This window comes from Amycolatopsis sp. NPDC051106, from assembly GCF_040682775.1.
Taxonomy (GTDB): domain Bacteria; phylum Actinomycetota; class Actinomycetes; order Mycobacteriales; family Pseudonocardiaceae; genus Amycolatopsis.
In genome coordinates, this window is sequence record NZ_JBFBBQ010000010.1 from 74,620 (window position 1) to 99,346 (window position 24,727).

At 71.5% G+C, this 24,727-nt stretch carries 23 protein-coding genes and 1 pseudogene; 13 read left to right on the forward strand and 11 right to left on the reverse strand.

Annotation, left to right across the window (positions count from 1 at the left end; translation table 11 throughout):
• Positions 1-36: 36 nt before the first annotated feature.
• Both alc and allB read right to left on the reverse strand, forming a co-directional pair.
• Entirely contained in the window at positions 37-1,059 is a 1,023-nt protein-coding gene (gene alc, locus AB0M83_RS10885) for an allantoicase (protein WP_364515614.1), read from the reverse strand.
• 1 nt (position 1,060) lies between these two features.
• Entirely contained in the window at positions 1,061-2,389 is a 1,329-nt protein-coding gene (allB, locus tag AB0M83_RS10890; protein ID WP_364515617.1) for an allantoinase AllB, read from the reverse strand.
• Between the two features lie 130 nt (positions 2,390-2,519).
• Between allB and AB0M83_RS10895 the strand changes: the two genes are divergently transcribed.
• The 6 genes from AB0M83_RS10895 (at position 2,520) to AB0M83_RS10920 (ending at position 7,240) form a co-directional block, all read left to right on the forward strand.
• A complete protein-coding gene (locus AB0M83_RS10895) occupies positions 2,520-3,020 on the forward strand; it encodes a helix-turn-helix domain-containing protein (protein WP_364515620.1) in 501 nt (166 codons plus the stop codon).
• A 79-nt stretch (positions 3,021-3,099) separates the two neighbouring features.
• Positions 3,100-3,579 (forward strand): 2-oxo-4-hydroxy-4-carboxy-5-ureidoimidazoline decarboxylase, encoded by a 480-nt coding sequence (uraD, locus tag AB0M83_RS10900; RefSeq protein WP_364515623.1) that lies wholly within the window; start codon positions 3,100-3,102, stop codon positions 3,577-3,579.
• A complete protein-coding gene (gene uraH, locus AB0M83_RS10905; protein WP_364515626.1) occupies positions 3,576-3,893 on the forward strand; it encodes a hydroxyisourate hydrolase in 318 nt (105 codons plus the stop codon). Before uraD ends, uraH begins: the two co-directional genes overlap by 4 nt.
• 3 nt (positions 3,894-3,896) lie before the next feature.
• Positions 3,897-4,781: a factor-independent urate hydroxylase gene (gene pucL, locus AB0M83_RS10910; protein WP_364515629.1), complete on the forward strand. Its 885-nt coding sequence runs from the start codon at positions 3,897-3,899 to the stop codon at positions 4,779-4,781.
• 203 nt (positions 4,782-4,984) lie between these two features.
• A complete protein-coding gene (locus AB0M83_RS10915; RefSeq protein ID WP_364515831.1) occupies positions 4,985-5,545 on the forward strand; it encodes a TetR/AcrR family transcriptional regulator in 561 nt (186 codons plus the stop codon).
• A gap of 114 nt (positions 5,546-5,659) precedes the next feature.
• Entirely contained in the window at positions 5,660-7,240 is a 1,581-nt protein-coding gene (locus tag AB0M83_RS10920; protein WP_364515632.1) for a ricin-type beta-trefoil lectin domain protein, read from the forward strand.
• Here the strand turns inward: AB0M83_RS10920 and pucD are convergent.
• From pucD to AB0M83_RS10940, 4 genes and pseudogenes are all read right to left on the reverse strand, one after another.
• Positions 7,233-9,488: a xanthine dehydrogenase subunit D gene (gene pucD / locus AB0M83_RS10925; protein ID WP_364515635.1), complete on the reverse strand. Its 2,256-nt coding sequence runs from the start codon at positions 9,486-9,488 to the stop codon at positions 7,233-7,235. The two genes, AB0M83_RS10920 and pucD, sit on opposite strands and share 8 nt — an antisense overlap.
• Positions 9,485-10,825: an 8-oxoguanine deaminase gene (locus AB0M83_RS10930; RefSeq protein WP_364515638.1), complete on the reverse strand. Its 1,341-nt coding sequence runs from the start codon at positions 10,823-10,825 to the stop codon at positions 9,485-9,487. The genes pucD and AB0M83_RS10930 overlap by 4 nt, the downstream gene beginning before the upstream one ends.
• Positions 10,822-11,289, reverse strand: a complete 468-nt coding sequence (locus tag AB0M83_RS10935; RefSeq protein ID WP_364515641.1) for a (2Fe-2S)-binding protein — start codon at positions 11,287-11,289, stop codon at positions 10,822-10,824. Before AB0M83_RS10935 ends, AB0M83_RS10930 begins: the two co-directional genes overlap by 4 nt.
• A pseudogene (locus AB0M83_RS10940) lies at positions 11,280-12,151 on the reverse strand (FAD binding domain-containing protein). The gene AB0M83_RS10935 and the pseudogene AB0M83_RS10940 overlap by 10 nt, the downstream one beginning before the upstream one ends.
• A gap of 142 nt (positions 12,152-12,293) precedes the next feature.
• Here AB0M83_RS10940 and AB0M83_RS10945 point away from each other — a divergent pair.
• A complete protein-coding gene (locus tag AB0M83_RS10945) occupies positions 12,294-13,625 on the forward strand; it encodes a PucR family transcriptional regulator (RefSeq protein WP_364515644.1) in 1,332 nt (443 codons plus the stop codon).
• 8 nt (positions 13,626-13,633) lie between these two features.
• Positions 13,634-14,122 carry a MarR family transcriptional regulator gene (locus tag AB0M83_RS10950; protein WP_364515646.1) on the forward strand — a complete coding sequence of 163 codons (489 nt, stop codon included), beginning with the start codon at positions 13,634-13,636 and terminating at the stop codon, positions 14,120-14,122.
• On the opposite strand, the gene AB0M83_RS10955 is transcribed toward AB0M83_RS10950, so the two are convergent.
• Positions 14,119-14,445: a DoxX family protein gene (locus AB0M83_RS10955; protein WP_364515648.1), complete on the reverse strand. Its 327-nt coding sequence runs from the start codon at positions 14,443-14,445 to the stop codon at positions 14,119-14,121. The two genes, AB0M83_RS10950 and AB0M83_RS10955, sit on opposite strands and share 4 nt — an antisense overlap.
• A 56-nt stretch (positions 14,446-14,501) precedes the next feature.
• Here AB0M83_RS10955 and AB0M83_RS10960 point away from each other — a divergent pair, with 56 nt between their 5' ends.
• Positions 14,502-15,653, forward strand: coding sequence for a DUF2786 domain-containing protein (locus AB0M83_RS10960; protein WP_364515650.1), 1,152 nt, complete (start codon positions 14,502-14,504; stop codon positions 15,651-15,653).
• Positions 15,654-15,656: 3 nt separating this feature from the next.
• Here AB0M83_RS10960 and AB0M83_RS10965 read toward each other — a convergent pair whose 3' ends face one another.
• Together AB0M83_RS10965 and aceB are read right to left on the reverse strand one after the other, a co-directional pair.
• A complete protein-coding gene (locus tag AB0M83_RS10965) occupies positions 15,657-16,844 on the reverse strand; it encodes an aldolase (protein ID WP_364515651.1) in 1,188 nt (395 codons plus the stop codon).
• Positions 16,844-18,421 carry a malate synthase A gene (gene aceB, locus AB0M83_RS10970; RefSeq protein ID WP_364515652.1) on the reverse strand — a complete coding sequence of 526 codons (1,578 nt, stop codon included), beginning with the start codon at positions 18,419-18,421 and terminating at the stop codon, positions 16,844-16,846. The genes AB0M83_RS10965 and aceB overlap by 1 nt, the downstream gene beginning before the upstream one ends.
• A 113-nt stretch (positions 18,422-18,534) precedes the next feature.
• On the opposite strand from aceB, the gene AB0M83_RS10975 reads away from it, so the two are divergent.
• Entirely contained in the window at positions 18,535-19,311 is a 777-nt protein-coding gene (locus tag AB0M83_RS10975; protein WP_364515654.1) for an IclR family transcriptional regulator, read from the forward strand.
• Between the two features lie 49 nt (positions 19,312-19,360).
• On the opposite strand, the gene AB0M83_RS10980 is transcribed toward AB0M83_RS10975, so the two are convergent.
• The gene (locus AB0M83_RS10980; RefSeq protein ID WP_364515656.1) at positions 19,361-19,876 is read right to left on the reverse strand and encodes a GNAT family protein; all 516 of its coding nucleotides are present in this window, start codon (positions 19,874-19,876) and stop codon (positions 19,361-19,363) included.
• 143 nt (positions 19,877-20,019) lie between these two features.
• Here AB0M83_RS10980 and AB0M83_RS10985 point away from each other — a divergent pair, with 143 nt between their 5' ends.
• Positions 20,020-20,508 (forward strand): hypothetical protein, encoded by a 489-nt coding sequence (locus AB0M83_RS10985; protein WP_364515657.1) that lies wholly within the window; start codon positions 20,020-20,022, stop codon positions 20,506-20,508.
• Here AB0M83_RS10985 and ftsY read toward each other — a convergent pair.
• Complete coding sequence (ftsY, locus tag AB0M83_RS10990; protein WP_364515659.1) at positions 20,505-21,776, reverse strand: signal recognition particle-docking protein FtsY; 1,272 nt, start codon at positions 21,774-21,776, stop codon at positions 20,505-20,507. The two genes, AB0M83_RS10985 and ftsY, sit on opposite strands and share 4 nt — an antisense overlap.
• A gap of 140 nt (positions 21,777-21,916) precedes the next feature.
• On the opposite strand from ftsY, the gene AB0M83_RS10995 reads away from it, so the two are divergent.
• Positions 21,917-23,125 (forward strand): anhydro-N-acetylmuramic acid kinase, encoded by a 1,209-nt coding sequence (locus AB0M83_RS10995; protein ID WP_364515660.1) that lies wholly within the window; start codon positions 21,917-21,919, stop codon positions 23,123-23,125.
• A gap of 20 nt (positions 23,126-23,145) precedes the next feature.
• A complete protein-coding gene (locus tag AB0M83_RS11000) occupies positions 23,146-24,711 on the forward strand; it encodes a sodium:solute symporter (protein WP_364515662.1) in 1,566 nt (521 codons plus the stop codon).
• Positions 24,712-24,727: the final 16 nt, after the last annotated feature.

Sequence of the window (24,727 nt, forward strand, 5' to 3'; positions counted from 1 at the left end):
GCCGGCGAGGGCAGCCGGCGACTCGCGAAACGCACCTCACCGCGTCTTGGCGAAGCGCGCCTTCACATTGGTCCGGCCCGCTTCGGTGAGCCGGCCGTACAGGCGCAGCCTGGCCAGTCCGCCGTCCGGGTAGATGTCCAGGCGGGCCTCCGTCACCTCCGGACCGTCCTTCAGTGCGAACCGATGGCGGGTGTCCGGCTGCAGTCGGGTCTTCGGCAACAGCGGGACCCATTCGCCGTACGTGTCGCGGCCGCTGACCGACGCCCAGCCCGGGGCGTTGCCCTTGAGGTTGCTCGTGTCCAGCTCGGCGAACCGGACGATGCCCGCGCCCGCCAGGCGCAGCGTCAGCCAGTCGTTGCCGTCGTCGCGGCGGCGGGCCGTCTCCCAACCCTCGGCCTGGTGCGCCGCAAGACCGGGTGAGAGCACGTTGTTCGGCGACGAATAGAACTTGTTGCTGCAGCCGGTGACCAGGGCGCCGTTCTCCAGGGCCGCCAGGTCGAGCGCGTCCAGGTCCAGCAGGTCCGGGTCCGGGATCGGGGCGCCGTGCACGCGCAGGCGCGCCACGCCGCCGTCCGGGTGCTGTGTCAGGCGCACGTGCGTGTACCGGCGCGAACCGTTGATCGCGTAGAAGTTCTCCGTGTGGCCGGCCGCCGGGGCGCGGTCGACCAGGATGTCCCAGTCCGCCGACGCCAGCTCCGCCGCCGAGGGGTAGCCCGGGACCGACGCCGCCTCGACCGAGACGAACGGCGGGTAGTTGCCCTTGAAGAACGCCGTGTCGACGATGACGCCCGTGACCGTGCCGGCCAGGCCGAGCCGGACCACGGCCTGGTCGTCGCCCGGTCCGCGGTGGCGGCGGGTCTCCCAGCCGTCGTACACCTGACCCTTCGGGCCGAACGTCTCGGCGCGGTGCGCCGGCGTCCACGGGTTGACCAGGTTCTCCTTCTCGGCGAACAGCTCGTCGGTCGCCCACATCACCGTCCCGCCGAAGCGACGTGACGCGAGGTCGGGCAGTTCCGTCCACTCAGGACGGACAGGGTCGTCGGACAAGGCGGCCTCCATTTCAGCAGTTCCCCCGGGTCAGCAACGCGCCGCGGGGCTCGTCGCCGGTGATTTCGGTGCCCCGCAACCAGGTCGAGCGCACGACGCCGGCGAGCGGCCGCCGGTCGTACGCGCTGACGGGGTTGCGGTGCTTCAGCTTCGCGACGTCGACCACGAACGCCTCTTCCGGCGCGAACACGCAGAAGTCGGCGTCGTAGCCCACCGCGAGGTGCCCCTTGCGGCGCATCCCGGCCTGCGCGGCCGGACGTTCGGCCATCCAGCGGACGACGTCGGTGAGCGCGAACCCGCGTTGCCGCGCCTGCGTCCAGATCGCCGGCAACCCCAGCTGCAAGCTGGAGATCCCGCCCCAGGCAAGTCCGAAATCGCCGCTGTCGAAGCGTTTCAGCTCCGGCGTGCACGGCGAATGGTCGCTGACGACGGTGTCGATCACGCCGTCGGCGAGTCCCTGCCAGAGCAGCTCGCGGTTGGCCGCCTCCCGGATCGGCGGGCAGCACTTGAACTGCGTCGCGCCGTCGCGGATCTCTTCGGCGATGAAGCTGAGGTAGTGCGGGCAGGTCTCGGCCGTCAGCGCCACGCCGTCGCGACGCGCCGCCGCGACCAGCGGCAGGGCCTCCGCCGAAGACAGGTGCAGGATGTGCGCGCGGGCGTCGTTGCGGCGGGCCGCCTCGATGACGTGCGTGATCGCGAGGTTCTCCGCCGCGCGCGGCCGGGACCGCAGGAAGTCGACATAGCGACCGCCGTGCGGCTCGGGGGCTTCGTCGATCTCGTGCGCGTCCTCGGCGTGGACGATCATCAGCGCGTCGAAGGAACTCAGCTCCCGCAACGCTTCGTCGAGTCCCGCCGGATCCAGCGGCGGGAACTCGTCGACGCCCGAGTGCAGCAGGAAGCACTTGAATCCGAACACCCCGGCATCGTGCAGAGCGCGCAGGTCGCGGGCGTTGCCGGGGATCGCGCCGCCCCAGAAGCCGACGTCGACGTGCACCCGGCCGGTCGCCGCCTTGCGCTTGACCTCCAGGGCCGCGACGTCGACCGTCGGGGGCAGGCTGTTGAGCGGCATGTCCACGATCGTGGTCACGCCGCCCGCGGCGGCCGCCCGGGTCGCCGTCTCGAAGCCCTCCCACTCCGCGCGGCCGGGATCGTTGACGTGGACGTGCGTGTCGACGAGTCCCGGCAGCAGCACGACGTCGTCGCCGAGGTCGAGCACGCGGTCGCCGGACAGGGAAGCCCCGCCGGGTTCGACCGCGACGATCCGGCCATCGTCGACACCGACGGTCGCCGGAACTTCGCCCTCGGCCGTGACGGCTCGGGCCGCGCGCACCACAAGATCCATCCGAAAACCCTTCTCCGGGAGGATTGAACCACCGCCGATTTCACAGTACGGAAAGGCGGTTTCGCACAACGACAGTAACCACGGCTCGCGCCGCTCGTCAACGACGGACGTGGCACGTTACGGTCATCCTGTGCGGCTTGAAGCGGAGTTCACGAGCGAACCGTTCCACGGCGAAGGTTCGCCGCCCGAGCACGCGATCGCCGCGCGCGACGCCGCCGTGAAAGCCGGGCTGGACACCGACTTCGGCCCGCTCGGAACGCTCGCCCGGGGCGAAGCGAAGGAGCTCTACGACGCGCTTCCGGTGATCGCGCAGGCAGCACTCGACGCGGGTGCGACCCAGGTGACGCTGCAGGTGCGCCGGGTCGAGCCGGGAGGCGCCGAAGCGGGCGAAAAGCCCGCGGCCGGCCCGGCCGTAGGACTGAACGACGCGCTGGCCCGGCTGATCGCCGATGTCGAGCGCGAACTCGGCGCCAAGCTGGGCGAACTCGACCGGCCCGGCAAGCAGCGCGCCGTCCGGCTGCTGCGCGAACGCGGCGCCTTCGGCCTGCGGAAATCCGTCTCGTCGGTGGCCGACGCGCTGGGGGTCACGCGGTTCACCGTCTACAACTACCTCAACCGGGAAGCCGACTGACCAGGGCGTTCAACAAAATGTTGACGAGACTCCGGCGCCAACGTACGGTCAGCGGGACGCCACTCACGAGGAGTTCCCCGTGCCGCTCACCCTCACCGCCTTCAACGCCGCCGACGCCGATGACGTCCGTCCGGCGCTGACCGCCTGTCTCGCCGTCCCCCGCTGGGTGGACACGATTCTCGAACACCGGCCCTACGCAAGCCGGGACGCGCTGATCGCCGCCGCCGAGCTGCCGTTGAGCAGCGACGAGATCCGGCAGGCCATGGCCGCCCACCCCCGGATCGGGGAAAAGCCGAAACAGCGGGGCACCGAGGGCGACTGGTCGCGGAACGAACAGTCCGGTGTGGACAACGCCGACGCGTTCGCCGCCGCGAATGCCGAGTACGAAGCCAAGTTCGGGCACGTGTACCTGGTTTGCGCCAGCGGGCGCAGTGGCGAAGAACTGCTGAAGACGCTGCGCGAAAGGCTGGACAACGACCCCGCGACCGAACTGGCCGTCGCCGGCCGGGAACTGCTGAAGATCGCCCAACTCCGACTCGCGAAAGCGGTGACCGCGTGAGCCTCGTGACCACCCACGTCCTCGACACGGCGACCGGGCGCCCCGCGAAGGGGATCGCCGTCCGGTTCGAGACCGCCGAGGGGAAGCCGATCGCCGACGGGCGCACCGACGACGACGGCCGGATCCGCGACCTCGGCCCCGAAACCCTGGACCCCGGCGCCTACCGCCTGGTCTTCGACACCGGCGCCTACCTGGGTCCGGACGCCTTCTTCCCGGAGGTGGCCCTCACCTTCCGGATCGCCGACGGCACCGCGCACCACCACGTGCCGCTCCTGCTCAGCCCGTTCGCCTATTCGACCTATCGAGGGAGTTGAACCGTGGCCATCACCCTGGGCCCCAACCAGTACGGCAAGGCGGAGGTCCGCCTGGTGACGGTGCGCCGCGACGGCCCCGTGCACCACCTGAAGGACCTCACTGTGTCGACGTCGCTGCGCGGTGAGCTCGCCGCGACGCACCTCACCGGCGACAACGCGGGCGTGCTCGCGACCGACACGCAGAAGAACACCGTGTACGCCTTCGCGAAGGAGTCGCCGGTCGGCGAGATCGAGGACTTCGCCCTGCGCTTGGCGCGGCACTTCACCGGCACGCAGGGGAACATCACCGGCGCGCGGATCAAGGTCGACGAGCACGGCTGGGACCGGATCGCCGTCGGCGGCGAGCCGCACGACCACGCGTTCAGCCGCTCCGGCGACGAGCGCCGCACCACGGCCGTGACGATCCGGGACGGCCACGCGTGGGTCGTGTCCGGCATCGACGGCCTGACCCTGCTGAAGTCGACAGGGTCGGAGTTCCACGGTTTCCCGCGCGACCAGTACACGACTCTCGCCGAGACCGACGACCGCATCCTGGCGACGGCTGTCACGGCGAAGTGGCGCTACCAGGGCGACGGCATCGACTGGGCCGGGAGCCACCGCGAGATCCGGCGGCTGATGCTCGAGACGTTCGCGACGAAGCACAGCCTTTCGCTGCAGCAGACGCTGTATGCGATGGGTTCGGCCGTGCTGGAGGCGCGGCCGGAGGTGGCGGAGGTGCGGCTGTCGCTGCCGAACAAGCACCACTTCCTGGTGGACCTGAGCCCGTTCGGGCTGAAGAACGACAACGAGGTGTTCTACGCGGCGGACCGCCCGTACGGGCTGATCGAGGGCACGATCCTGCGCGACGACGACGCCGAGGACCCGGGCCCGGCCTGGGACATCCACTGAGAGCGACCCCCGCGCAGCCCCCGCCCTCTCCGGGGGTCCGGCCCCGCATCCAGTGTATCGGGGGCGACCGACGAAACCCGCGAAAAGCCGTCGTCGGCGTCGGCTTGTCCACATCACCGTGGGGGTGTGGACAAGCCGGACTCGGTAGAACGCTCTAGCAAGCGCGTATCCTCGGGACCGTGGCAGGGACCAAGGAACGCATCATGGCCGCCGGCGCGGAACTGTTTCGGCGCAACGGCTACAGCGGTACCGGGCTGAAGCAGATCGTCGCCGAGGCGAACGCTCCCTTCGGGTCGCTCTACCACTTCTTTCCCGGGGGCAAGGAGCAGCTCGGCCAGGAGGTCATCCGGACCTCCGGGCTCGCCTACATCCAGCTCTTCGACCTCTTCATCGCGCCCGCTCCCGATCTCGTCAGTGGGGTCGAGGCCTTCTTCGCCGCCGGGATCGCGACGCTCGAAGCCACCGACTACGTCGAAGGCTGCCCGATCGCGACCGTTGCCCTGGAGGTCGCCGCCACCAATGAGCCGCTGCGGCAGGCCACCGCCGAGGTCTTCACCGCCTGGATCGACGCCGGTACCGAAAGGTTCGCCCAGTTCGGCATCAGCACCGAAGCCGCGCGGACCTTGACCATCACCGCCGTCAACAACCTCGAAGGCGCCTTCGTCCTCTGCCGCGCGCTGCGGGACACCGAGGCCATGGCCGTCGCGGGTGCTGCAACCGTCGACGTCGCCCGGCGACTGCTCCAAGAAACGACGCAACTTTAGTCGGGAATCCAACAAGAATATTCAACATGGCGCTTGACCACGCAGTATCGGACATTGAAACTACCAAGTGGTCTAGTCCTCCTGCCTCAACATCGTCGTTCGGTTGGAGCCGCCATGCGCCGAGTCCTCGCCGTCCTCGCCACCGCCGTAGCCGCTGCCGCCCTCCTCAGCCCCTCTGCCGACGCCCTGGAAAACGGGCTCGCGAGAACCCCGCCGATGGGCTGGAACACCTGGAACACCTTCGAGTGCGACATCAACGAGACGCTCGTCAAGCAGACCACCGACCTCATGGTCAGCTCCGGGATGCGCGACCGCGGCTACACCTACGTCAACCTCGACGACTGCTGGATGACGCGCACCCGCGACGCCGGCGGCCACCTCGTCGCCGACCCCGCGAAGTTCCCCAGCGGCCTCAAGGCCCTCGGTGACTACATCCACGCGCGCGGGATGAAGTTCGGGATCTACGAGAGCGCCGGCAGCGAAACCTGCCAGCACTACCCCGGCAGCCTCGGCCACGAGCAGACCGACGCGAACAGCTTCGCGAGCTGGGGCGTCGACTACCTCAAGTACGACAACTGCGGCAGCCCCGGTGGCGAAACCCAGCAGGACTACGTGCGCCGCTACTCCGCCATGCGTGACGCGCTCAAGGCCACCGGCCGCCCGATCGCCTACAGCATCTGCGAATGGGGCAACTTCTCGCCGTCCACCTGGGCGCCGGACGTCGGCAACCTGTGGCGCACCACCGGCGACATCACCAACAACTGGGGCAGCATCGACTCGATCTACCGCCAGAACGTCGGCCTCGCGTCCGCCGCGAAACCCGGCGCCTGGAACGACCCCGACATGCTCGAGGTCGGCGACGGCATGGACTTCCAGGAGGACCGCGCCCACTTCACGCTCTGGGCCGCCATGGCCGCGCCCCTGATCGCCGGCGCCGACCTCCGCTCCGCCAGCGTCGCGACCTTCTCGACCTACCTCAACGCCGACGTCATCGCCATCGACCAGGACCCGCTCGGCAAGCAGGCCACGCGCATCTCGTCATCAGGAGGCGTCGACGTCCTGGCGAAGCCGCTCCAGGGCGGAGACGTCGCCGTCGTGCTGTTCAACGAAAACGGCACCACGAAAACCGTCTCCACGACGGCCGCCGCGGCCGGGCTGCCCGCCGCGGCGAACTACCGGCTGACCAACCTGTGGTCGAAGGAGCTGACCACGAGCACCGGCACGATCAGCGCGAACGTCCCGTCGCACAGCACGGTCGTCTACCGCGTGAAGGCCAACGCGAGCGGCAGCAGCGTCGACACCGCCCACCCGCTGCAGGGCGCGTCGTCGGCACGCTGCATCGACATCAACGGCAACGTCACCACGCCCGGCACCAAGGTCGACATCTGGGACTGCGACGGCGGGCCGAACCAGTCCTGGACGTTCACCGGCGCCGGTGAGCTGAAGGCCGACGGCCTCTGCCTCGACGCCGACGACGGCGGCACCGCGGCCGGGACCAAGCTCATCGCCTGGACCTGTCACGGCGGCGCGAACCAGAAGTTCAAGCTGAATCCGGACGGCTCGATCACCGGCACTCAGTCAGGCCTGTGCGTCGACGTCACCGGCGGCGACAAGCCCGCCGGCAACGTCAACGGCGTGCAGCTCGAGCTCTGGGGCTGCAACGACGACGCCAACCAGAACTGGCAGCTCAAGTAGCGGTCAGGTGCTCCGGCCGCACCGGGACGCGGGTGAGCGCGAGCCCGGTCGCGGCGCGGATCGCCGCCACGATCGCCGGGGTCGACGAGATCGTCGGCGGCTCCCCCACCCCGCGCAGGCCATACGGCGCGTGCGGGTCCGGGCGCTCCAGGACGTCGATGCTCATCGGCGGCATGTCCAGGACCGTCGGGATCAGGTAGTCGGTGAAGGAGGGGTTCCGGATCTTCCCGCCGGAAGTCTGGATCTCCTCCATCACCGCGAGCCCGAGCCCTTGCGCCGAACCGCCCTGGATCTGGCCCAGCACGGCTTGCGGGTTCAGCGCCTTGCCGACGTCCTGGGCGCAGTCCAGCGCGACCACCTTGACCAGGCCCAGTTCCGTGTCGACGTCGACGACCGCCCGGTGCGCGGCGAACGCGTACTGCACGTGCGCGCTGCCCTGGCCGGTCTCGGGATCCAGCGCGGACGTCGGCCGGTGCCGCCACTCCACCGTTTCGTCGTAGACGTCGTCGGCGAGGACGTCCACCAGGTCGGCGAGCACCTGGCCGTCGGCCGCGACGAGCTTGCCGCCGACCATGCGCACCTTCGCGTCGAACCGCGAAAGCAGCCGCGACCGCACCGCCACGCAGGCGGCTTGGACAGCGCCGCCGGTGACGTAGGTCTGGCGCGATGCCGACGTCGAGCCGCCGTTGCCGATCGAGGTGTCCATCGGCAGGACCGTCACCTGCTCGACGCCCAGCTCGGTCCGGACGATCTGCTGCATGATCGTCACCAAGCCTTGGCCGACCTCGCAGGCCGCGGTGTGCACCGTCGCCGCCGGCTCGCCGCCGACGAGCTGCAGGCGCACGCGGGCCGTCGAGTAGTCGTCGAAGCCCTCGGAGAAGCAGACGTTCTTGATCCCGACGGCGTACCCGACCCCGCGGACGACGCCTTCGCCGTGGGTCGTGTTCGAGACCCCGCCCGGCATGTGCCGCAGGTCGAACGGCCGCTCCGGGGGCATCGGCTTGTCCCGGACCAGTCCCAGCAGCTCCGCGACGGGCGCGGCGGAGTCGACGACCTGGCCGGTCGGCATCAGGTCGCCCTCATTCATCGCGTTGCGGACGCGGATCTCGACCGGGTCCAGGCCGCAGGCGGCGGCGAGCTTGTCCATCTGCGACTCGTAGCCGAAGGCCGCCTGCACCGCGCCGAACCCGCGCATCGCGCCGCACGGCGGGTTGTTCGTGTAGGTGCCCCAGCAGTCGACCGCCACGCTGTCCACTGTGTACGGACCGACGCCGAGCGTGGCAGCGTTCGCGACCACCGCGCCCGTCGAGGACGCGTACGCGCCGCCGTCGAGGTACAGGCGCGTACGCACGTACACGAGACGGCCGTCGCGAGTGGCGCCGTGCTCGTAGTACATCTTCGCCGGGTGGCGGTGGACGTGACCGTAGAAGGACTCTTCGCGGTTGTAGACCATCTTCACCGGCTTGCCGGTGTGCAGCGCCAGCAGGCACGCGTGGACCTGCATCGACAGGTCCTCACGGCCGCCGAACGCCCCGCCGACGCCGCCGAGGGTCAGCCGCACCTTCTCGGTCGGCAGACCCAGCGCGGCCACGATCTGCTGCTGGTCGACGTGCAGCCACTGCGTCGCGACGTACAGGTCGACGCCGCCTTCGGTGTCCGGCACGGCGAGCCCGGACTCCGGCCCGAGGAACGCCTGGTCCTGCATGCCGACCTCGTAGACGCCCGAGACGACGACGTCGGCGGCCGGGTCCTGCGGCCCACGGCGGATTTTCACGTGCCGCACGACGTTCCCACCGGAGTGCAGCGAAGGCCCTTCGCCTGCGACAGCCGCTTCGGAGTCCGTCACCGGGGAAAGCTCTTCGTAGGTGACGGCGATCCGCTTCATCGCGCGGCGCGCGGTCTCCGGGTGGTCGGCGGCGACCAGCGCGACCGGTTCGCCCTGGTAGCGCACGACGTCGGAGGCGAGCACCGGCTGGTCGGCGTGCTCCAGGCCGTAGCGGTTGACGCCGGGGACGTCCTCGTGGGTAAGCACCGCGTAGACGCCGGGCACGGTCAGGGCGTCGGTGATGTCGATCGCCGTGATCCGCGCGTACGGGTGCGGGCTGCGCAGGGTCACGCCCCACACCATGTCCTCGTGCCACAGGTCCGAGGAGTACGCGAACTCGCCGCGGACCTTCACGATGCCGTCGGGGCGCCGCGGCGACGTGCCGACGCCGTCGACCGTCGGCGTGCTGACGGTGGTGGTCATCTGCCCTCCCGCAACCGGGCGCTCGCGGCCGCCAGTTCGGACGCGATCTCCGACTCGTCCGCCTCGCGCAGCGTGCCGTCCTCGACGACGGCCTTCCCGCCGACGAACAGCCGGCGCACCGGCGGCGTGGCGCCCAGCACCAGCGCCGCGACCGGGTCGGCGATCCCGGCGTGGTTCAGGCCGGTCAGGTCCCAGACGGCGAGGTCGGCGAGCTTCCCGGGTTCGATCGATCCCAGGTCGTCCTCGCGGCCCAGGCACCGGGCGCCACCCATGGTGCCCATCCACAACGCCTCGCGCGTGGTCAGCCCGCGCGGTCCGCCGCGCTGGCGGGCCTGCAGGAGCGCCTGGTGCAGCTCTTCCCCGAGGCCGCCGGACTCGCTGGACGCGGCCCCGTCGACGCCGAGGCCGACCGCCACGCCCGCGTCGAGCAGGTCGCGGACCGGGGCGATGCCGGAGCCGAGGCGGCCGTTGGACGTCGGGCAGTGCGCCGACCCGGTGCCGGTCGCGCCGAACCGCCGGATCGCCTCGGGCGCGAGGTGGACGGTGTGCGCGAGCCAGACGTCTTCGGCGAGCCAGCCCAGCTTGTCCGCGTACTCCGCGGGCGTGCAGCCGACCTCGGCGAGGCACTGCTTCTCCTCGTCCAGCGTCTCGGCGAGGTGCGTGTGGAGCCGGACGCTGTTACGCCTCGCCAGCTCGGCCGCGCCCGACATCAGGCGCTCGGTGACCGTAAACGGCGAACACGGCCCCACGGCGATCTGCAGGTGCGCTTCCGGCGAGTCGTCGTGGAAGCGGCCGATCGCCGCTTCGGTGCCGGTCAGCGCCTCTTCGGTCGATTCGACGAGGTTGTCCGGCGGGAGGCCGCCGTCGGACTCGCCGCGGTCCATCGACCCGCGCACGACGTGCAGCCGGACGCCGATCCGCTGGCGGGCCGCGGCCAGCGCCGCGACCTGGTCGCCGCCGTCGCGCGGGAAGACGTAGTGGTGGTCGGCGACGGTCGTGCAGCCGGTCAGGGCGAGCCGCGCCATCCCGGCCGTGCCCGCGGCGTGCGTGATCTCCGCGTCGAGCCGGCCCCAGACCGGGTAGAGCGCGACCAGCCACTCGAAGAGCGTGTGGTCGGCGGCCAGGCCGCGGGTGGCCCACTGGTAGAGGTGGTGGTGGGTGTTGATCAGGCCGGGCGTGACCAGGCAGCCCGACGCGTCGACGCGCTCGTCGAACTCGCCCGTGTAGATGCCTTCGCCGACCTCGGCGATCCGGTCGTTCTCGACGACGACGTGCCCGTTCGCGTATTCCTCGCCGCTGACCGTGGCGATCGCGGCGCCGGAGATGAGCGTCCTCACGCGACACCGCCCTTCGCCGCCACGCGCACCGCGTCGAGGATCTTCTCGTAGCCGGTGCAGCGGCACAGGTTGCCCGCCAGCGCTTCGCGGATCTCCTCGTCGGACGGGTCGGGGACGCGGTTCAGCAGGTCGTGCGCGGCGACGACCAGGCCCGGCGTGCAGAACCCGCACTGCACCGCGCCGGCGTCCACAAAGGATTGCTGGACGGGGTCGAGCGTGGCGCCGTCGGCCAGCCCTTCGACGGTGCGCACCACGCGGCCCTCGGCCTGCCCGGCCGCGACCAGGCAGGCGCACACCGGGAGATCGTCGAGGTAGACCGTGCAGGAGCCGCATTCGCCCTGCTCACAGGCGTTCTTCGAACCCGGCAGGCCGAGCCGCTCCCGCAGCACGTAGAGCAGGCTTTCGCCTTCCCAGACGTCGTCCGCCTGCCGTTGCTCGCCGTTGATCGTGACATTCAAGCGCATGCGCGCTCCCCCGTCCGGTGGTCGTCCCAGGCCCAAGTCAACGTACGCCGGGCGAGTACCCCGAGCGCGTGCTTCCGATACGCGGCGCTGCCCCGGACGTGTCGATCGGCGACGCCGCTTCGGCCACGAGGTCGCCGAAGCGGCGCTTCAGGGAGTCCGGCAGCGCTTCGGCCGACGTCCACGGCAGCTCGGCGGCCAGGAACTCCTCGGCCGCCCGGGCCCGGCGCGGGGTCGGCGCGGCGGACCCGATGGCGGCGCCGACCCGGCCTTGACGCAGGGACAACGCGAAGGAGCAGACCGCGATGACCATGGCGTTGCGCGTCCCGACCTTGGCGAACTGCTGCGGCCCGGCGTGCGCGGGCAGGTGGACGGCGGTGATCAGCTCGTCCGGCTCGAGGGCGTGCCGTTTCACGCCGACGTAGAACTCCTCCGCGCGGAGGAGGCGGGTCCCCCGGACGGAGGCCGCTTCGATCCGCGCGTCCAGGGCCAGCAGCACCGGATGGGTGTCCCCGGCGGGCGACGCGGCGCCGAGGTTGCCGCCGACCGTGCCGCGGTTGCGGATCTGCGGCGACCCGACCGTGCGCGAGGCCATGGCCAGCGCCGGGATGGATTCGCCCAGCTCGGCGATGACGCGGGCGTACGGGACGCCGGCGCCGAGCCGGACCGCTCCGCCCGAGTCGTCCACAGTGGACCACTCCGCCAGCTCGGGGACCCGGGTCAGGTCCAGCAGGGCCTCGGGACGCCGGTGGTCGAAGTTCAGCTCGACCATGACGTCGGTGCCGCCGGCGATCGGCACGGCGCCGGGCCGCTCGGCCTTGACGGCCAGGGCCTCGGCGAGCGTCGTGGGACGCAGGAACTCCACGGTTTCTCCTTGGAAGAGGTGCTCCTTCGCCGGATGAGGGCGATAGACCAGTAGACGCCGAACCGGCCGTGGGCGGCAACGGCAGGCCGCATGAAACGCACCCGAGCGAAAGCCGGGTCGTTTGTGCTTTCCTACAAGCCTGATGACGACCGTGAAAACTCTGCTGGGCCTGCCGGGGCTGCGGCTGCGCCCGCTGGCCGGGGCCGACCTGCTCGACCGGCCCGTGACGCGCATCTACGTCACGGAGCTGCCCGATCCCGGACGGTACCTGTCGGCGGGTGAGCTGGTGCTGTCCGGCCTGCTGTGGTGGCGGCGCCCGGGTGACGCCGAGCCGTTCGTGGCCGCGCTGGCCCGGGCGGGCGCGGCGGCGCTGGCCGCGTCCGGCGCCGACTCCGGCGGCATCCCGGACGAGGTCGTCGAGGCCTGCGAGCGGCACCGGATCCCGCTGCTGGAAGTGCCGTCCGACCTGTCGTTTTCGGTGATCACCGAGCAGGTGGTGCTGGCGCTCGCGGCCGCGTCCGAAAGTGCGCGCAAACGTTTGCAGGCCGCCGCGGACGCCCCCGTCGAAACGCTGCTGGAGCGCGCGTCGGCGGAGCTCGGGCTGCCGTGCTGGGTGCTGTCCGGGCTCGGCCGGGTGGTCGCGGGGACCTCCGCGCCGCCGGTGCCGGCCCCGGACGTCGTGCGCCGGTACGCGGCGAAGGAGGCCGGGCCGCTGACCCTGATCCCGGTCGAGGGGCGCCACGCCGTGCCGTGGCTGATCGCCGTCGGCGGCCCGTTGAGCACCGCGCAGGCGGAACTGGCCGAAGAGCTCGCCGGGCTCGTGGGAGTCACCCGGGCGCGGGGAGCGGCCCCTGAAGCCGAGCTGCCCGGCGAAGCGCGCGTTGTCGCGTTGCGGACCGAAGGCAGCGACGAGAGCCGGGACGTCCTGCGGGAGCTGCTCCCGGACGGGCTCCTGCTCGAGTCCACCGGGGACACTTCCTTCGCGGCGACCACCCAGCAGCCCTCTTCGGCCGAACTGTCCACTGTAGAGCCGTTGCTGCGAGCCTCCCGGATTCTTTGCGGGGTCAGCGATCCCGCGCCACGCGAGGAGGCGCGCGCGGTCGCGGCTTACGCGCTGGCGGTGGCGGCGCGGCGCGCGGGACGCGTCGCGGTCGTCCCGGCCGGTGAGGTGGACGTGCACCAGCTGCTGCTGGCCGGAGCGCCGGACGGGCTGCGCGCGGCGATGCGGCGGCGCGTCCTCGGACCGCTGCTGGCCTACGACGCCGAGCAGCACACGGACCTGGTGCACACGGTGCGGGTGTTCCTGGAGTGCTCGGGCTCGCCGACGCGGGCGGCGAAGGCCCTGCACGTCCACGTCAACACGCTGCGCTACCGCATCGGCCGGGCCGGTGAGCTGCTCGGCGCGGACCTGACCGAGTTCACCGACCAGCTCGACGTCTACCTGGCGTTGCGCGCCGGCGACCAGGCAGGATGATGGTCGGCGTGGAACCCGAAATCACGTCGGCCCGGCAGGCGGGGTACGACCCGCGGGTGCTGGCCTTCGGGCGGCTGCAGGGGGCGGCGAACCGGCTCGAGTACCTGCTCGGGCGGGCCCTCGAGCGCGAATGCGGGATCACGCACCTGATGTACGAGGTGCTGCTGATCGTGGGCCGCACGGGCGAGGACGGGCTGACCATGCGCGCGATCGCGCAGGAACAGGTGCTGACGACGGGCGGGGCGACCCGGCTCGTCGACCGGATGGAATCACTCGGCCTGGTGACGCGGACGGCGTCCCCGCGCGACCGGCGCGTTCAGCTCGTGCGGCTGACTCCGCTCGGCGAAGAGACCACGGTGCGGGCGAGCCGGCTGCACGTCGAGAACATCGAGCAGCTGTTCTTCCGGCCGCTGCCCCCGGACCACCGCGAGCGGTTCGCCGAGGACCTGCGGACGTTGAGCCACTTCGCGCGGGACGCCCTCCCGCGGCTGCGTTAGACCAGCGTCGCCGCCGCCAGACCGAGGAAGAGCAGCGGGGCGGCGCCGGTGGCGAACTTGCGGGCCTTGAGGTGCGCGACGAGGGCGCCGACGTAGAACAGGACCAGGCCGATCCCGGCGGCGACGCCCAGAGCGGGCACTCCGAGCAGGCCCAGCGTGAGGCCGGCCGCGCCGGCGAGCTTCAGCGTGCCGAGCATCGGCAACCAGCTCGGTGGGACGTCGACGGCGCTCGAAGTGGCCAAGACGAACGGGGCCTTGAGCAGGTCGGCGACGCCGATTCCGGCGTTCAGGACGATCACGGTGATGATGACGGCGATGTGCATGCTTTCCCGACGGGGCGGCCGCCGGGAAGGTGACCGGGTTCCGGCACACTCGCCACGTGGGTAAGCAGAAGCGACGCACTCCGGCCGAAGAGACGGCGAGTCCTCGGACCGCCGAGGAGTTCGGCGACGCGCTGCTGGCCGCCGCCTCCGACGTCGCGCGGGGAGTCCGCGGCGCGGCCGGTAAAGCCGCGAACCGGCTGGCACCGGACCTCGAACTCCCACCCGATGCGGCCGAAGGTGCCCGCCGCGCGGGACAGCAGCTGATCGCCCGGGTCTGCCGGGGCGGCTGGCTGCCCGAGGACCTCCATGAGGCCGCCCGGCGCGTCGACGAGTTCGCCCGGTCCTTCGTGCTCGACACGCTGGCCGCGCACGCCGAGGAGCCGGACCGGCTCGGTGAGGTGGGCGCCCGCCGCTGGTGGACGGAGTCCGAACCGCACCTGACGCAGTGGGCGGCGAAGCACATCCTCACTCCGGCCGAGGCGCTGACCTCCGTCATCGAAGCCCTGGGCTTCCTCATGACCTTGCCGGCCCTCGTCCCGCCGGGAACCGCGACACCAGCCCGCCACACCGTGGACGAGAAGAAGCTGAGCCGCGTCCGCGCGCTGCTCGCGAAAGCCGAATCGAGCTCGTTCCCGGAGGAGGCCGAAGCCCTTTCGGCGAAGGCGCAGGAGCTCATGACGCGGCACGCCCTCGACCGGGTGCTGGTCGAAGCCGGGCCCGAGCTGCCCGCGTCCCGCCGGATCTGGCTCGACACCCCTTACGTCGACGCGAAGTCGCTGCTGGTCCACGTGGTCGCGCAGGCCAACCGCTGCCGGGCTGTCTTCGACGCGCGCTGGGACTTCGTCACCGTCGTCGGCGACGAGGACGACCTGGACGCCGTCGCGCTGCTGACCACCTCCCTGCTCGTCCAGACGACGCGGGCGATGATCGCCGACCCCGACGGCCGGGACCGGGCGTTCCGGAAGTCGTTCCTCGTTTCCTACGCGACCCGCATCGGCGAGCGGCTCGACCAGGCCGCCGAAGCGACGATCGCGGAGTCGCCGGACCCGGACCGGCTGCTGCCGGTGCTGGCGTCGCACGACCTGGCGGTGGAGGCGGCCTTCACCACGCTCTTCCCCGCAGTGGTCAGCAAATCGGTGACCGTGCGCAGCCACGAGGGCTGGCACGCCGGCCGGTCGGCCGCCGACCGCGCCCGGCTCGGTGAGTGACCCTCACGCGAGCCGGAGCGCGTACTTCTCCAGCTCCGGCCGCCCGAACGGCAGCTCGGTCTCGTCGAGTGCCCCGCAGTCGAGGCCGCGCAGCAGGTACACCGCCAGCGCCTGGGCCGTCGCCGGTTCGTCGAGGACTCCCCCGGCCTGCTTGTCGGCGTAGGCGCGCAGCCGCTCCACCGCCGCCGGGAAGCCCGAGCGGTAGAACGTGTACGTCGCGGCGAAACGCGTCGGCAGCTGGTGCGGGTGCAGGTCCCAGCCCTGGTAGAAGCCGCGCTCCAAGGACCGGCGCACCAGGCGCAGGTGCTCGGCCCACGCCTGCGGGAGCGCGTCGCCGATCGGCAGGCGGTTGGTGGAACCGTCCGACAGCCGGACGCCGGTGCCCGCCGCCGCGACCTGCATCAGACCCTTCGCCAGGTCCGCCGCCGGGTGCTCCATGCTCTGGTACGCCGCCGCGATGCCCAGACCGGCGCTGTAGTCGTACGTCCCGTAGTGCAGGCCCGTGCACCGGCCCGCCGCGGCCTGCACGATCCGCGCCACCGAGAGCGTCCCGTCGAGGTCCACAATGGACTGGGCCGTCTCGATCTGGACCTCGAACCGCAGCGTCCCCGCGGCGAGTTCGTACGCGGATTCCAAGCGCTCCAACACTTCCGCGGCCACGGACACCTGCTCGACCGCCGTCACCTTCGGCAGCGTGACGACGAACCCGGGCGGCAGCGGCCCGTTGTCGAGCAGCGCACCCAGGAACAGGTCCAGGGTCCGGATGCCCCGCCGGCGCGTCGCCGCTTCGAAGCTCTTGAAGCGGATGCCGCAGAACTGCGTCCCGCCGGTGGTGGCCAGGGTCTGGCCCGCCGCCCGCGCGGCCGCGTCCTCGACGTCGTCGGGCACGCGGCCGAAGCCGTCTTCGAAGTCGATCCGCAGGTCTTCGATCGGCTCGGTCAGCAGCTTCGCGCGGACGCGTTCGTACACGTCCGCGTCGACGCCGAGGAGCTCGCCGTGCTCGATGAAGACGCGCATCGCCTGCTTGCCCCAGTCGGCGACCAGGCGGGTCTTGTACTGCGAGGCGGGGACGTACACCGTGTGCACCGGCTGCCGTCCCGGCCGCTCCCCCGGGTACGACGCCGCGACGCGCGCGTCGGCCGCAGCCAGGCGCGCGTCGGCGGCGTCGTAGACGTCCTCGGGAAGACGCACTACTTGATCCGCTCGTAGGCGGGCAGCGTCAGGAAGTCGGGGAACTCGTCGGCCAGCGCGACCTGCTCGAACAGCTCGACGGCCGGCAGCAGCCGGTCGGCGGGCAGCTCGCGGGCGAGCTCGCCGCGGACGTCGGTCAGCACGCCGCGCACCAGCTCCTTCGTCACGACGTCGCCGGTGTCCAGCGTGGTCCCGTTCTTGACCCACTGCCAGATCTGCGACCGCGAGATCTCCGCCGTGGCCGCGTCCTCCATCAGGTTGTGGATCGCCGCCGCGCCGTTGCCGCTCAGCCAGGACGCGATGTAGCGGACGCCGACGTCGACCGCGGCACGCAGGCCGGCCGCCGTCGCGCCGCCCGGCGTCGAGGCGACGTCGAGCAGCTGGTCGGCGGTGACGCTGACCTCGTCGCGAGTGCGCCCGAGCTGGTTCGGCTCGTCGCCGAGGACCTTGTCGAACTCCTCCTTGCAGAGCTCGACCATGCCCGGGTGCGCGACCCAGGAGCCGTCGAAGCCGTCGCCGGCCTCGCGGGACTTGTCCGCGTGGACCTTCTCGAAGGCGCCCTTGTTGACCTCGGGGTCCTTGCTCGGGATGAACGCGGCCATGCCGCCGATCGCGAACGCGCCGCGCTTGTGGCACGTGCGCACCAGCAGCTCGGTGTAGGCCCGCATGAACGGCGCGGTCATGGTGACGGAGTTGCGGTCCGGCAGCACGAACTTCTCGCCCGCGTCACGGAAGTACTTGATCACGCTGAACAGGTAGTCCCAGCGGCCCGCGTTGAGGCCCGACGCGTGTTCGCGCAGCTCGTAGAGGATCTCCTCCATCTCGAACGCGGCCGGGATGGTCTCGATCAGCACGGTCGCGCGGACGGTGCCGTGCTCGATGCCGAGTGCCTTCTCCGAGTGGGTGAAGACGTCGTTCCAGAGCCGCGCTTCGAGGTGGCTCTCCATCTTCGGCAGGTAAAAGTACGGGCCCTTGCCGCGCTTCAGCAGCTCCGCCGCGTTGTGGAAGAAGTACAGGCCGAAGTCGACGAGCGCGCCGACGGCTTCGCGGCCGCCGAAGGACAGGCCGCGCTCGGGCAGGTGCCAGCCGCGCGGGCGGACCACGATCGTGGCGTGCTCGACGTCGTCCTTGAGCGCGTAGCTCTTGCCGCCGCTCTCGAGCGAGATCGTCTCGCGGACGGCGTCGTACAGGTTGACCTGGCCGGACACGACGTTCGCCCAGTGCGGCGTGTTGGCGTCCTCGAGGTCGGCGAGCCACACCTTCGCGCCGGAGTTGAGCGCGTTGATGGTCATCTTGCGGCTGGTCGGCCCGGTGATCTCGACGCGGCGGTCGCGCAGCGCGGGCGGGGCGCCGACGACCTGCCAGTCGCCGTCGCGGATCTCCTTCGTCTCCGGCAGGAAGTCGAGCCGGCCGGTGGTCCGGGCCTCTTCGCGCCGCTTGCTCCGCGCCTGGAGCAGCTCGTCGCGACAGCCGGCGAACGCGTCGTGCAGGCCGGCGAGGAAGTCGAGCGCCTCCGGCGTGAGGATCTCGTCACCGCGCTCGACCGGCTCGCCCAGCACCTGGACTTCAGAAGACATGGGGAAACACCTCGAAGGTTCGGATCTTTGGATAACGGCCCTACGGTTTTCTACCAGCCGGACTATAGTTTCTGCATAGCGGAACCTCAACGCCGACGTAAGGAGGGCCACCGGTGGCAGCGGAGAAGAACGGGCGCGACGGCGGCGTCCAGTCCCTGCAGCGTGCCTTCGAGCTGCTGGAACACCTCGCGGACACCGGCGGGGAGGCCAGCCTGTCCGAGCTCGCGACGCTGTCCGGGCTGCCGATGCCGACGATCCACCGGCTCATCCGCACCCTGGTCGACCTCGGGTACGTCCGGCAGAACACCAACCGCCGCTACGCGCTGGGCGCGCGCCTGATCCGCCTCGGCGAGAACGCGAGCATGCAGTTCGGCGCCTGGGCGCGGCCGCTGCTGGCGGAGCTGGTCGAGGAGGTCGGCGAGACGGCGAACCTGGCGGTCCTGGAGCGCGACGAAGTCGTGTACGTGGCGCAAGTGCCCTCGAAGCACTCGATGCGGATGTTCACCGAGGTCGGCCGGCGGCTGCTGCCCCACGGCACCGGCGTCGGCAAGGCGATGCTGGCGCACCTGCCCGCGGACGACGTGCGCTCACTGCTTTCGAGGACGGGGATGCCGGCTTACACCGAGCACACGTTCACCGACGCGGACCTGCTGGCCGTCGAGCTTTCCCGGATCGCGGAGCAGGGGTACGCGCTGGACGAGGCGGAGCAGGAGCTGGGAGTGCGGTGCGTCGCGGTGGCGGTGCCGGGCGCGCCGGTGCCGGCGGCGGTGTCGGTGTCGGGGCCGTCGGGGCGGCTGACCGCCGAGGCGGTGGCGCACATCGCCCCGGCGGTGCAGCGGGTGGCGGACGCCCTGGGCGCGAGCCTGTCCCAGGCGGCGGTCACGGTCTGACAGTCCGTGAATGTCGCATGGAGGGACTCTACGTCTCTCAATGGGACATTCACGGACCTGCGGGCTCGGTCAGCTCGCCGGCCAGCAGGTCCATCAGCAGGCCGTCGTGCCAGGTGCCGTCCGGGGCGCGCTCGTAGTCGCGCATCAGGCCCACCGGGCGGAATCCCACCTTCGTGTACACCCGGATCGCCGTCTCGTTCGACGCCGCCGGGTCGATCGTCAGGCGGTGGTGGCCCTGGTCCAGCAGGTGGCGGGCCAGGGCGCGCAGCGCGTCCGTGCCGATGCCGCGGCCGTGGAAGTCCGGGTGCACCGAGATGTCGATGCCCGCGTGGCGGTACTGCGGGTCCAGCTCCTCGCAGCTCTGGATCAGCCCGACGACCACGCCGTCGACTTCGATCACGTAGCGCGTGACACCGTCCTCGACGGTGTACAGGCCTTCGGTCTCGTGGTCCGGGTCGCCCCACCAGCGGGCGACCTCGGGAGTGCCGAGGATCTCGCGTACGCGACCGCGATCGGTTGCAACGATCGGGCGCAACCGGACCCGTTCGCCGTGAATGGTGGTCATGATGGTTCCTCTCGTAGCGAATGACGGATTCGGGACGTCTGCTACGAGGAGGGGCACGAGCGGAAGTGCGTCAACCGGGCATGCCCGGGAGTGTGCGCCGCCGCGCGGGCGCCCGTCATCCGATTTTCGCCGGAGGGACCACGATGGACCCGCTCACCGGCGGCGCACTCGCCTGGCTCGCGCAGGGCGCCGCTTCGAACCTCCTGGACCGGCTCGTCGACCGCGCCCTCGACGGCTCTCCCCCGTCACCCGTGTGGCCGCGCCCGGCCGGGTCGCCCGCCGGGACCGTCGAGATGAGCGTGCGGCACCACCTCGCCGCGAAGGGGCGCACGCCGGTGATCCTGACGCTGCAGGAAGCCGGCAGCCGCACGGGCACGGTGTTCTCGGTCGTGCTGGGCCACACCACCCGCATCTCGGTGCCGGACGGCCACTACTTCGGGGCGGCCATGGTCGTCGACCCGCTGCGGCGCACCCGCTCCGGCCCGACGCTGCAGGGCATCGGCTGGTCCCGGCTGACGGTCGCGGCGCGGCGGACGTCGCCGTTCCTCATCCCGGTCCAGCGTCCGACCGCGCCGGTGCTGCTGCAGCTGGGCCTGCGCAAGGCGGACGGGACGCCGCTCTTCCGGGTCTAGCCCAGCAGGGCGTCCACGAAGGCGCCCGGCTCGAACGGCGCCAGGTCGTCCGGCCCTTCGCCGAGCCCGACCAGCTTCACCGGCACGCCCAGCTCGCGCTGGACCTGGAACACGATGCCGCCCTTGGCGGTGCCGTCCAGCTTCGTCAGGACGATGCCCGTCACGTCGATGACCTCGGCGAACACGCGCGCCTGCATCAGGCCGTTCTGGCCCGTCGTCGCGTCCAGCACCAGCAGGACCTCGTCGACCTTCGCCTGCTTCTCCACGACGCGCTTGACCTTGCCCAGCTCGTCCATCAGGCCCGTCTTGGTGTGGAGCCGGCCCGCCGTGTCGATCAGGACCGCGTCGACCCCGGAGTCGATGCCGCGCTTCACCGCGTCGAACGCCACCGCCGCCGGGTCCGCGCCTTCCTTGCCGCGGACGACCTCGGCGCCCACGCGCTCGGCCCACGTCTGCAGCTGGTCGGCCGCCGCCGCGCGGAACGTGTCCGCCGCGCCCAGGACCACCGTCTTGTCCTGGGCCACCAGGACGCGGGCGAGCTTGCCCGTGGTCGTCGTCTTGCCCGTGCCGTTGACGCCGGCCACCAGCACCACCGCGGGCTGCTTCTGCCCGTCGACGATGTGCGGCAGCGCCCGCACCGCGCGCTCGCTGTCGGTGGACAGCTGGGCCGTCAGCACCTCGTGCAGGACCTCGCGCGCCTCGGCCGACGACCGGATCGCGCGGCGGGACAGCTCGTCGCGCAGCCGCTCGACGATCTGGGTCGTGGTGGCCGCGCCCAGGTCGGCCATCAGCAGCGTGTCTTCGACGTCCTGCCAAGAGTCCTCGTCGAGGTCACCCGCGCCGAGCAGGCCGAGCAGGCTCGTCCCGAACACCGACCGGGACTTCGACAGCCGGCCGCGCAGCCGCTCCAGGCGGCCGGTCGCCGGGTCGATCTCCTCGACGGCGGGAGCGGGCTCGTCGGGCAGCTTGACGTCGCGGACCGTGCGCTGCGCCGAATCGCGCGGCACGGCGGCGTCGTCGCCGACCGCGGGCTGGCCGTCGGTCTCCGGCCGGTCCTCGACCGGGTGCTCGGGCGCTTCGGCCGTCCCGCCGGGCGCGAGGGCGATGCCCCCGCTGGCCGCGTAGGAGCCGCCCTTCGGTTTCTCCTCGACCTCGCGCTGGGCGTCCAGGCTGATCCGGCGCCGGCGTGCGACCAGCAGGCCGGTCACCAGCAGGGCGACCAGCACGACGACGGCGAGGACTACGAACAGGAACCAGGTGCTCGACACCCGCCCATCCTTTCATCCGCACCGCACCGGCCCGGACACCCCGTCCGCACAGGCAATTCATAACGACGTAGATCCCGATTGGGCCAAGACTTCACCACGCGGGGTTGCGCCACCACCGACCCTGCACTAAACCCCTCCGGATGGGGATGAGCGCCAGCCACGGCTTCCGGGTGATCGGCCTGATTTCGGGCACGTCGATCGACGGTATCGACGTGGCCGCCGCCGACCTGCGCGCCGAGGGCGACACGGTCGTGCTCACCCCGCTCGGCGAGCTCGACATCCCTTACCCCGAGCCGCTGCGCGAGGGCCTGCTCGCCGCGTTGCCGCCGAACTCCTGCTCCGCCGGCGAGCTGACGCGGCTCGACACCGGCGTCGGCCAGGCGTTCGCCGACGCGGCCGCGCGCGGCGCCGAAGAACTGGCCGCCGGCGGCGCGGACCTCGTCGCCTCGCTGGGCCAGACGGTGTTCCACTGGGTCTCCGGCGGTCACGTCCGCGGCACGCTGCAACTCGGCCAGCCCGCCTGGATCGCCGAACGCACCGGGCTGCCGGTGCTGGCCGACCTGCGGGCCCGGGACGTCGCCGCGGGCGGCCACGGCGCACCCTTGGCGAGCACGTTCGACCAGCTGTGGCTGCGCGGCCTGGCCGAGGACGGCGGCCGGCCGGTCGCCGCGCTCAACCTCGGCGGGATCGCGAACATCACCGTGGTCGCCGGCGGCGAACCGGCGATCGCCTACGACACCGGGCCCGCCAACGCGCTGCTCGACCTCGCCGCCCACCGCGTCACCGGGCGGCACAGCGACGTCGACGGGCGGCTCGCGCTCGGCGGCTCGGTGCGCTCCGACCTGCTCGCCCGGCTGCTCGCCGACCCGTACTTCGCCGCCGCGCCGCCGAAGTCCACCGGCAAGGAGCACTTCAACGCGCCGTACCTCGACGCCGCCCTCGCCGGGCTGCCGCCGGTCGGCTCCGGTGACCTCCTGGCGACGCTGACCGAGTTCACCGCCGTGACCGTCGCCGGCGAGTGCCGGCGCCACGGCGTCACGACGGTCATCGCCTCCGGCGGCGGCGTCGCGAACCCGGCCCTGATGGCGGCGCTCGCCCGGAACCTGCCCGGCACCGTGCTCAAGACCAGCGACGACCTCGGCCTGCCCGGCGCCGGCAAGGAGGCGTACCTCACCGCGCTGCTCGGCTGGCTCACCTGGTGCGGTGTACCCGGTACGGTGCCGTCCGCGACCGGTGCCCGCGGACCGCGCCTGCTCGGCGCGCTCGTCCCGGGTGCCGGGCCCCTGATCCTTCCCGCCCCGCTGGGGGGCACCGTGACGCGGTTGCGAGTCGCGGAGAAGGCCGGATGAACAGACAGTAGGAGAAGTCCATGCGCGGTCTCGACCTCGCCATCATCGTGGTCTACCTGGCGGCGATGCCGCTGATAGGCGTGCTCGTCGGCCGGAAGCAACGGTCGGCGGCCGACTACTTCGTCGGCGAGCGCAGCCTCCCGTGGGGCGCGGTGATGCTGTCCGTGGTGGCCACGGAGACCTCGACGCTCACCGTGATCAGCACGCCGGGGCTCGTCTTCGGCAACGCGTTCCTGTTCCTGCAGCTGGCGTTCGGCTACATCATCGGCCGGACGATCGCCGCGTTCGTGCTGCTGCCGCGGTACTTCAAGGGCAACCTCGTGAGCGCGTACGCGTTCCTCGGCAAGCGGTTCGGCTCCGGGCTGCAGGGCACCGCGTCGGTGACGTTCGTGATCACCCGGCTGCTCGCCGAAGGCGTCCGCCTGTTCGCCGGCGCGATCCCGATCAAGGTGATCCTCGGGCACTACAACATCCACCTGGACTACTGGGTGATCGTGGTGATCCTGACCGCGCTGACGCTGATCTACGCCTACATCGGCGGGATCAAGGCGGTCGTCTGGGTCGACGTCATCCAGCTGACGCTGTACCTCGGCGGCGCGGCGGTGGCGGCGATCGTGCTGCTGAACAAGCTGCCCGGCGACTGGATGACCCAGGCGTCCGACGACGGCAAGTTCATGCTCGTCGACTTCACGAAGAACCTGCTGACCAGCCCGTACGCGTTCATCACGGCGGTGCTCGGCGGCGCGGCGCTGTCCATGGCCTCGCACGGCGCCGACCAGCTGATCGCCCAGCGGCTGATGGCCACGCGCAGCCTGCGCGACGGCCAGAAGGCGCTCATCGGCAGCGGCATCATCGTCACCATCCAGTTCGCGCTGTTCCTGCTGGTCGGGGCGATGCTGTGGGTGTTCAACGGCCGCAAGTCGGTCGCGCAGCTCGGCCTGCAGAGCCCGGACGACGTGTTCTCGCGGTTCATCATCGACGACCTGCCGGTCGGTGTCTCGGGCCTGCTCATCGCGGGCGTGCTCGCGTCGACCATGGGGGCGCTCGCGTCCGCGCTCAACGCCCTTTCGACGTCGACAGTGGCCGACCTCTACCAGCGCTTCACCAAGCGCTCGCCGGAGGATTCGAAGCTGCTGCAGCACGGTCGCATGTGGACGCTGATCTGGGCGGTCGTCTTCGCGCTCTTCGCCTCGCTGTTCTCCACCACGAAGAACTCGGTGATCGAGCTCGGCCTGGCCATCACCGGGTACACCTACGGCGCGCTGCTCGGGTCGTTCCTGCTCGGCCTGCTGATCAAGAAGGCCCGGCAGCTGGACGCGATCATCGCGTTCGTCGCCACGGTCGTGGTGATGGCGTTCGTCATCCTCGGGGTCAAGTTCAGCGCGAAGACCGGCGGGCTCATCGGGATCGACTTCTCGAAGGCGGCCGGGGACAAGGTCGCGCTGGCCTACCCCTGGTACACGCTGCTGGGTGTGGTGATCACGCTGGTCGTGGGCGGTTTGCTCGCGCTGCGGCACCGCACGCCGGACCCGAAGGCAGCGGAGGCGAACGCCGTGGGCGAGGCCGTGGAGGTCGAAGCCGCCTGATCCTTCTGAACCGTTT

Excerpts from the sequence above, each read along its gene's own strand:
- alc (WP_364515614.1), bottom strand. The coding sequence starts at position 1,059 with ATGGAGGCCGCCTTGTCCGACGACCCTGTCCGTCCTGAGTGGACGGAA.
- allB (WP_364515617.1), bottom strand. The coding sequence starts at position 2,389 with ATGGATCTTGTGGTGCGCGCGGCCCGAGCCGTCACGGCCGAGGGCGAA.
- AB0M83_RS10915 (WP_364515831.1), top strand. The coding sequence starts at position 4,985 with ATGGCCGCCGGCGCGGAACTGTTTCGGCGCAACGGCTACAGCGGTACC.
- AB0M83_RS10920 (WP_364515632.1), top strand. The coding sequence starts at position 5,660 with ATGCGCCGAGTCCTCGCCGTCCTCGCCACCGCCGTAGCCGCTGCCGCC.
- pucD (WP_364515635.1), bottom strand. The coding sequence starts at position 9,488 with ATGACCACCACCGTCAGCACGCCGACGGTCGACGGCGTCGGCACGTCG.
- AB0M83_RS10935 (WP_364515641.1), bottom strand. The coding sequence starts at position 11,289 with ATGCGCTTGAATGTCACGATCAACGGCGAGCAACGGCAGGCGGACGAC.
- AB0M83_RS10945 (WP_364515644.1), top strand. The coding sequence starts at position 12,294 with ATGACGACCGTGAAAACTCTGCTGGGCCTGCCGGGGCTGCGGCTGCGC.
- AB0M83_RS10955 (WP_364515648.1), bottom strand. The coding sequence starts at position 14,445 with ATGCACATCGCCGTCATCATCACCGTGATCGTCCTGAACGCCGGAATC.
- aceB (WP_364515652.1), bottom strand. The coding sequence starts at position 18,421 with ATGTCTTCTGAAGTCCAGGTGCTGGGCGAGCCGGTCGAGCGCGGTGAC.
- AB0M83_RS10980 (WP_364515656.1), bottom strand. The coding sequence starts at position 19,876 with ATGACCACCATTCACGGCGAACGGGTCCGGTTGCGCCCGATCGTTGCA.
- AB0M83_RS10985 (WP_364515657.1), top strand. The coding sequence starts at position 20,020 with ATGGACCCGCTCACCGGCGGCGCACTCGCCTGGCTCGCGCAGGGCGCC.
- AB0M83_RS10995 (WP_364515660.1), top strand. The coding sequence starts at position 21,917 with ATGGGGATGAGCGCCAGCCACGGCTTCCGGGTGATCGGCCTGATTTCG.
- AB0M83_RS11000 (WP_364515662.1), top strand. The coding sequence starts at position 23,146 with ATGCGCGGTCTCGACCTCGCCATCATCGTGGTCTACCTGGCGGCGATG.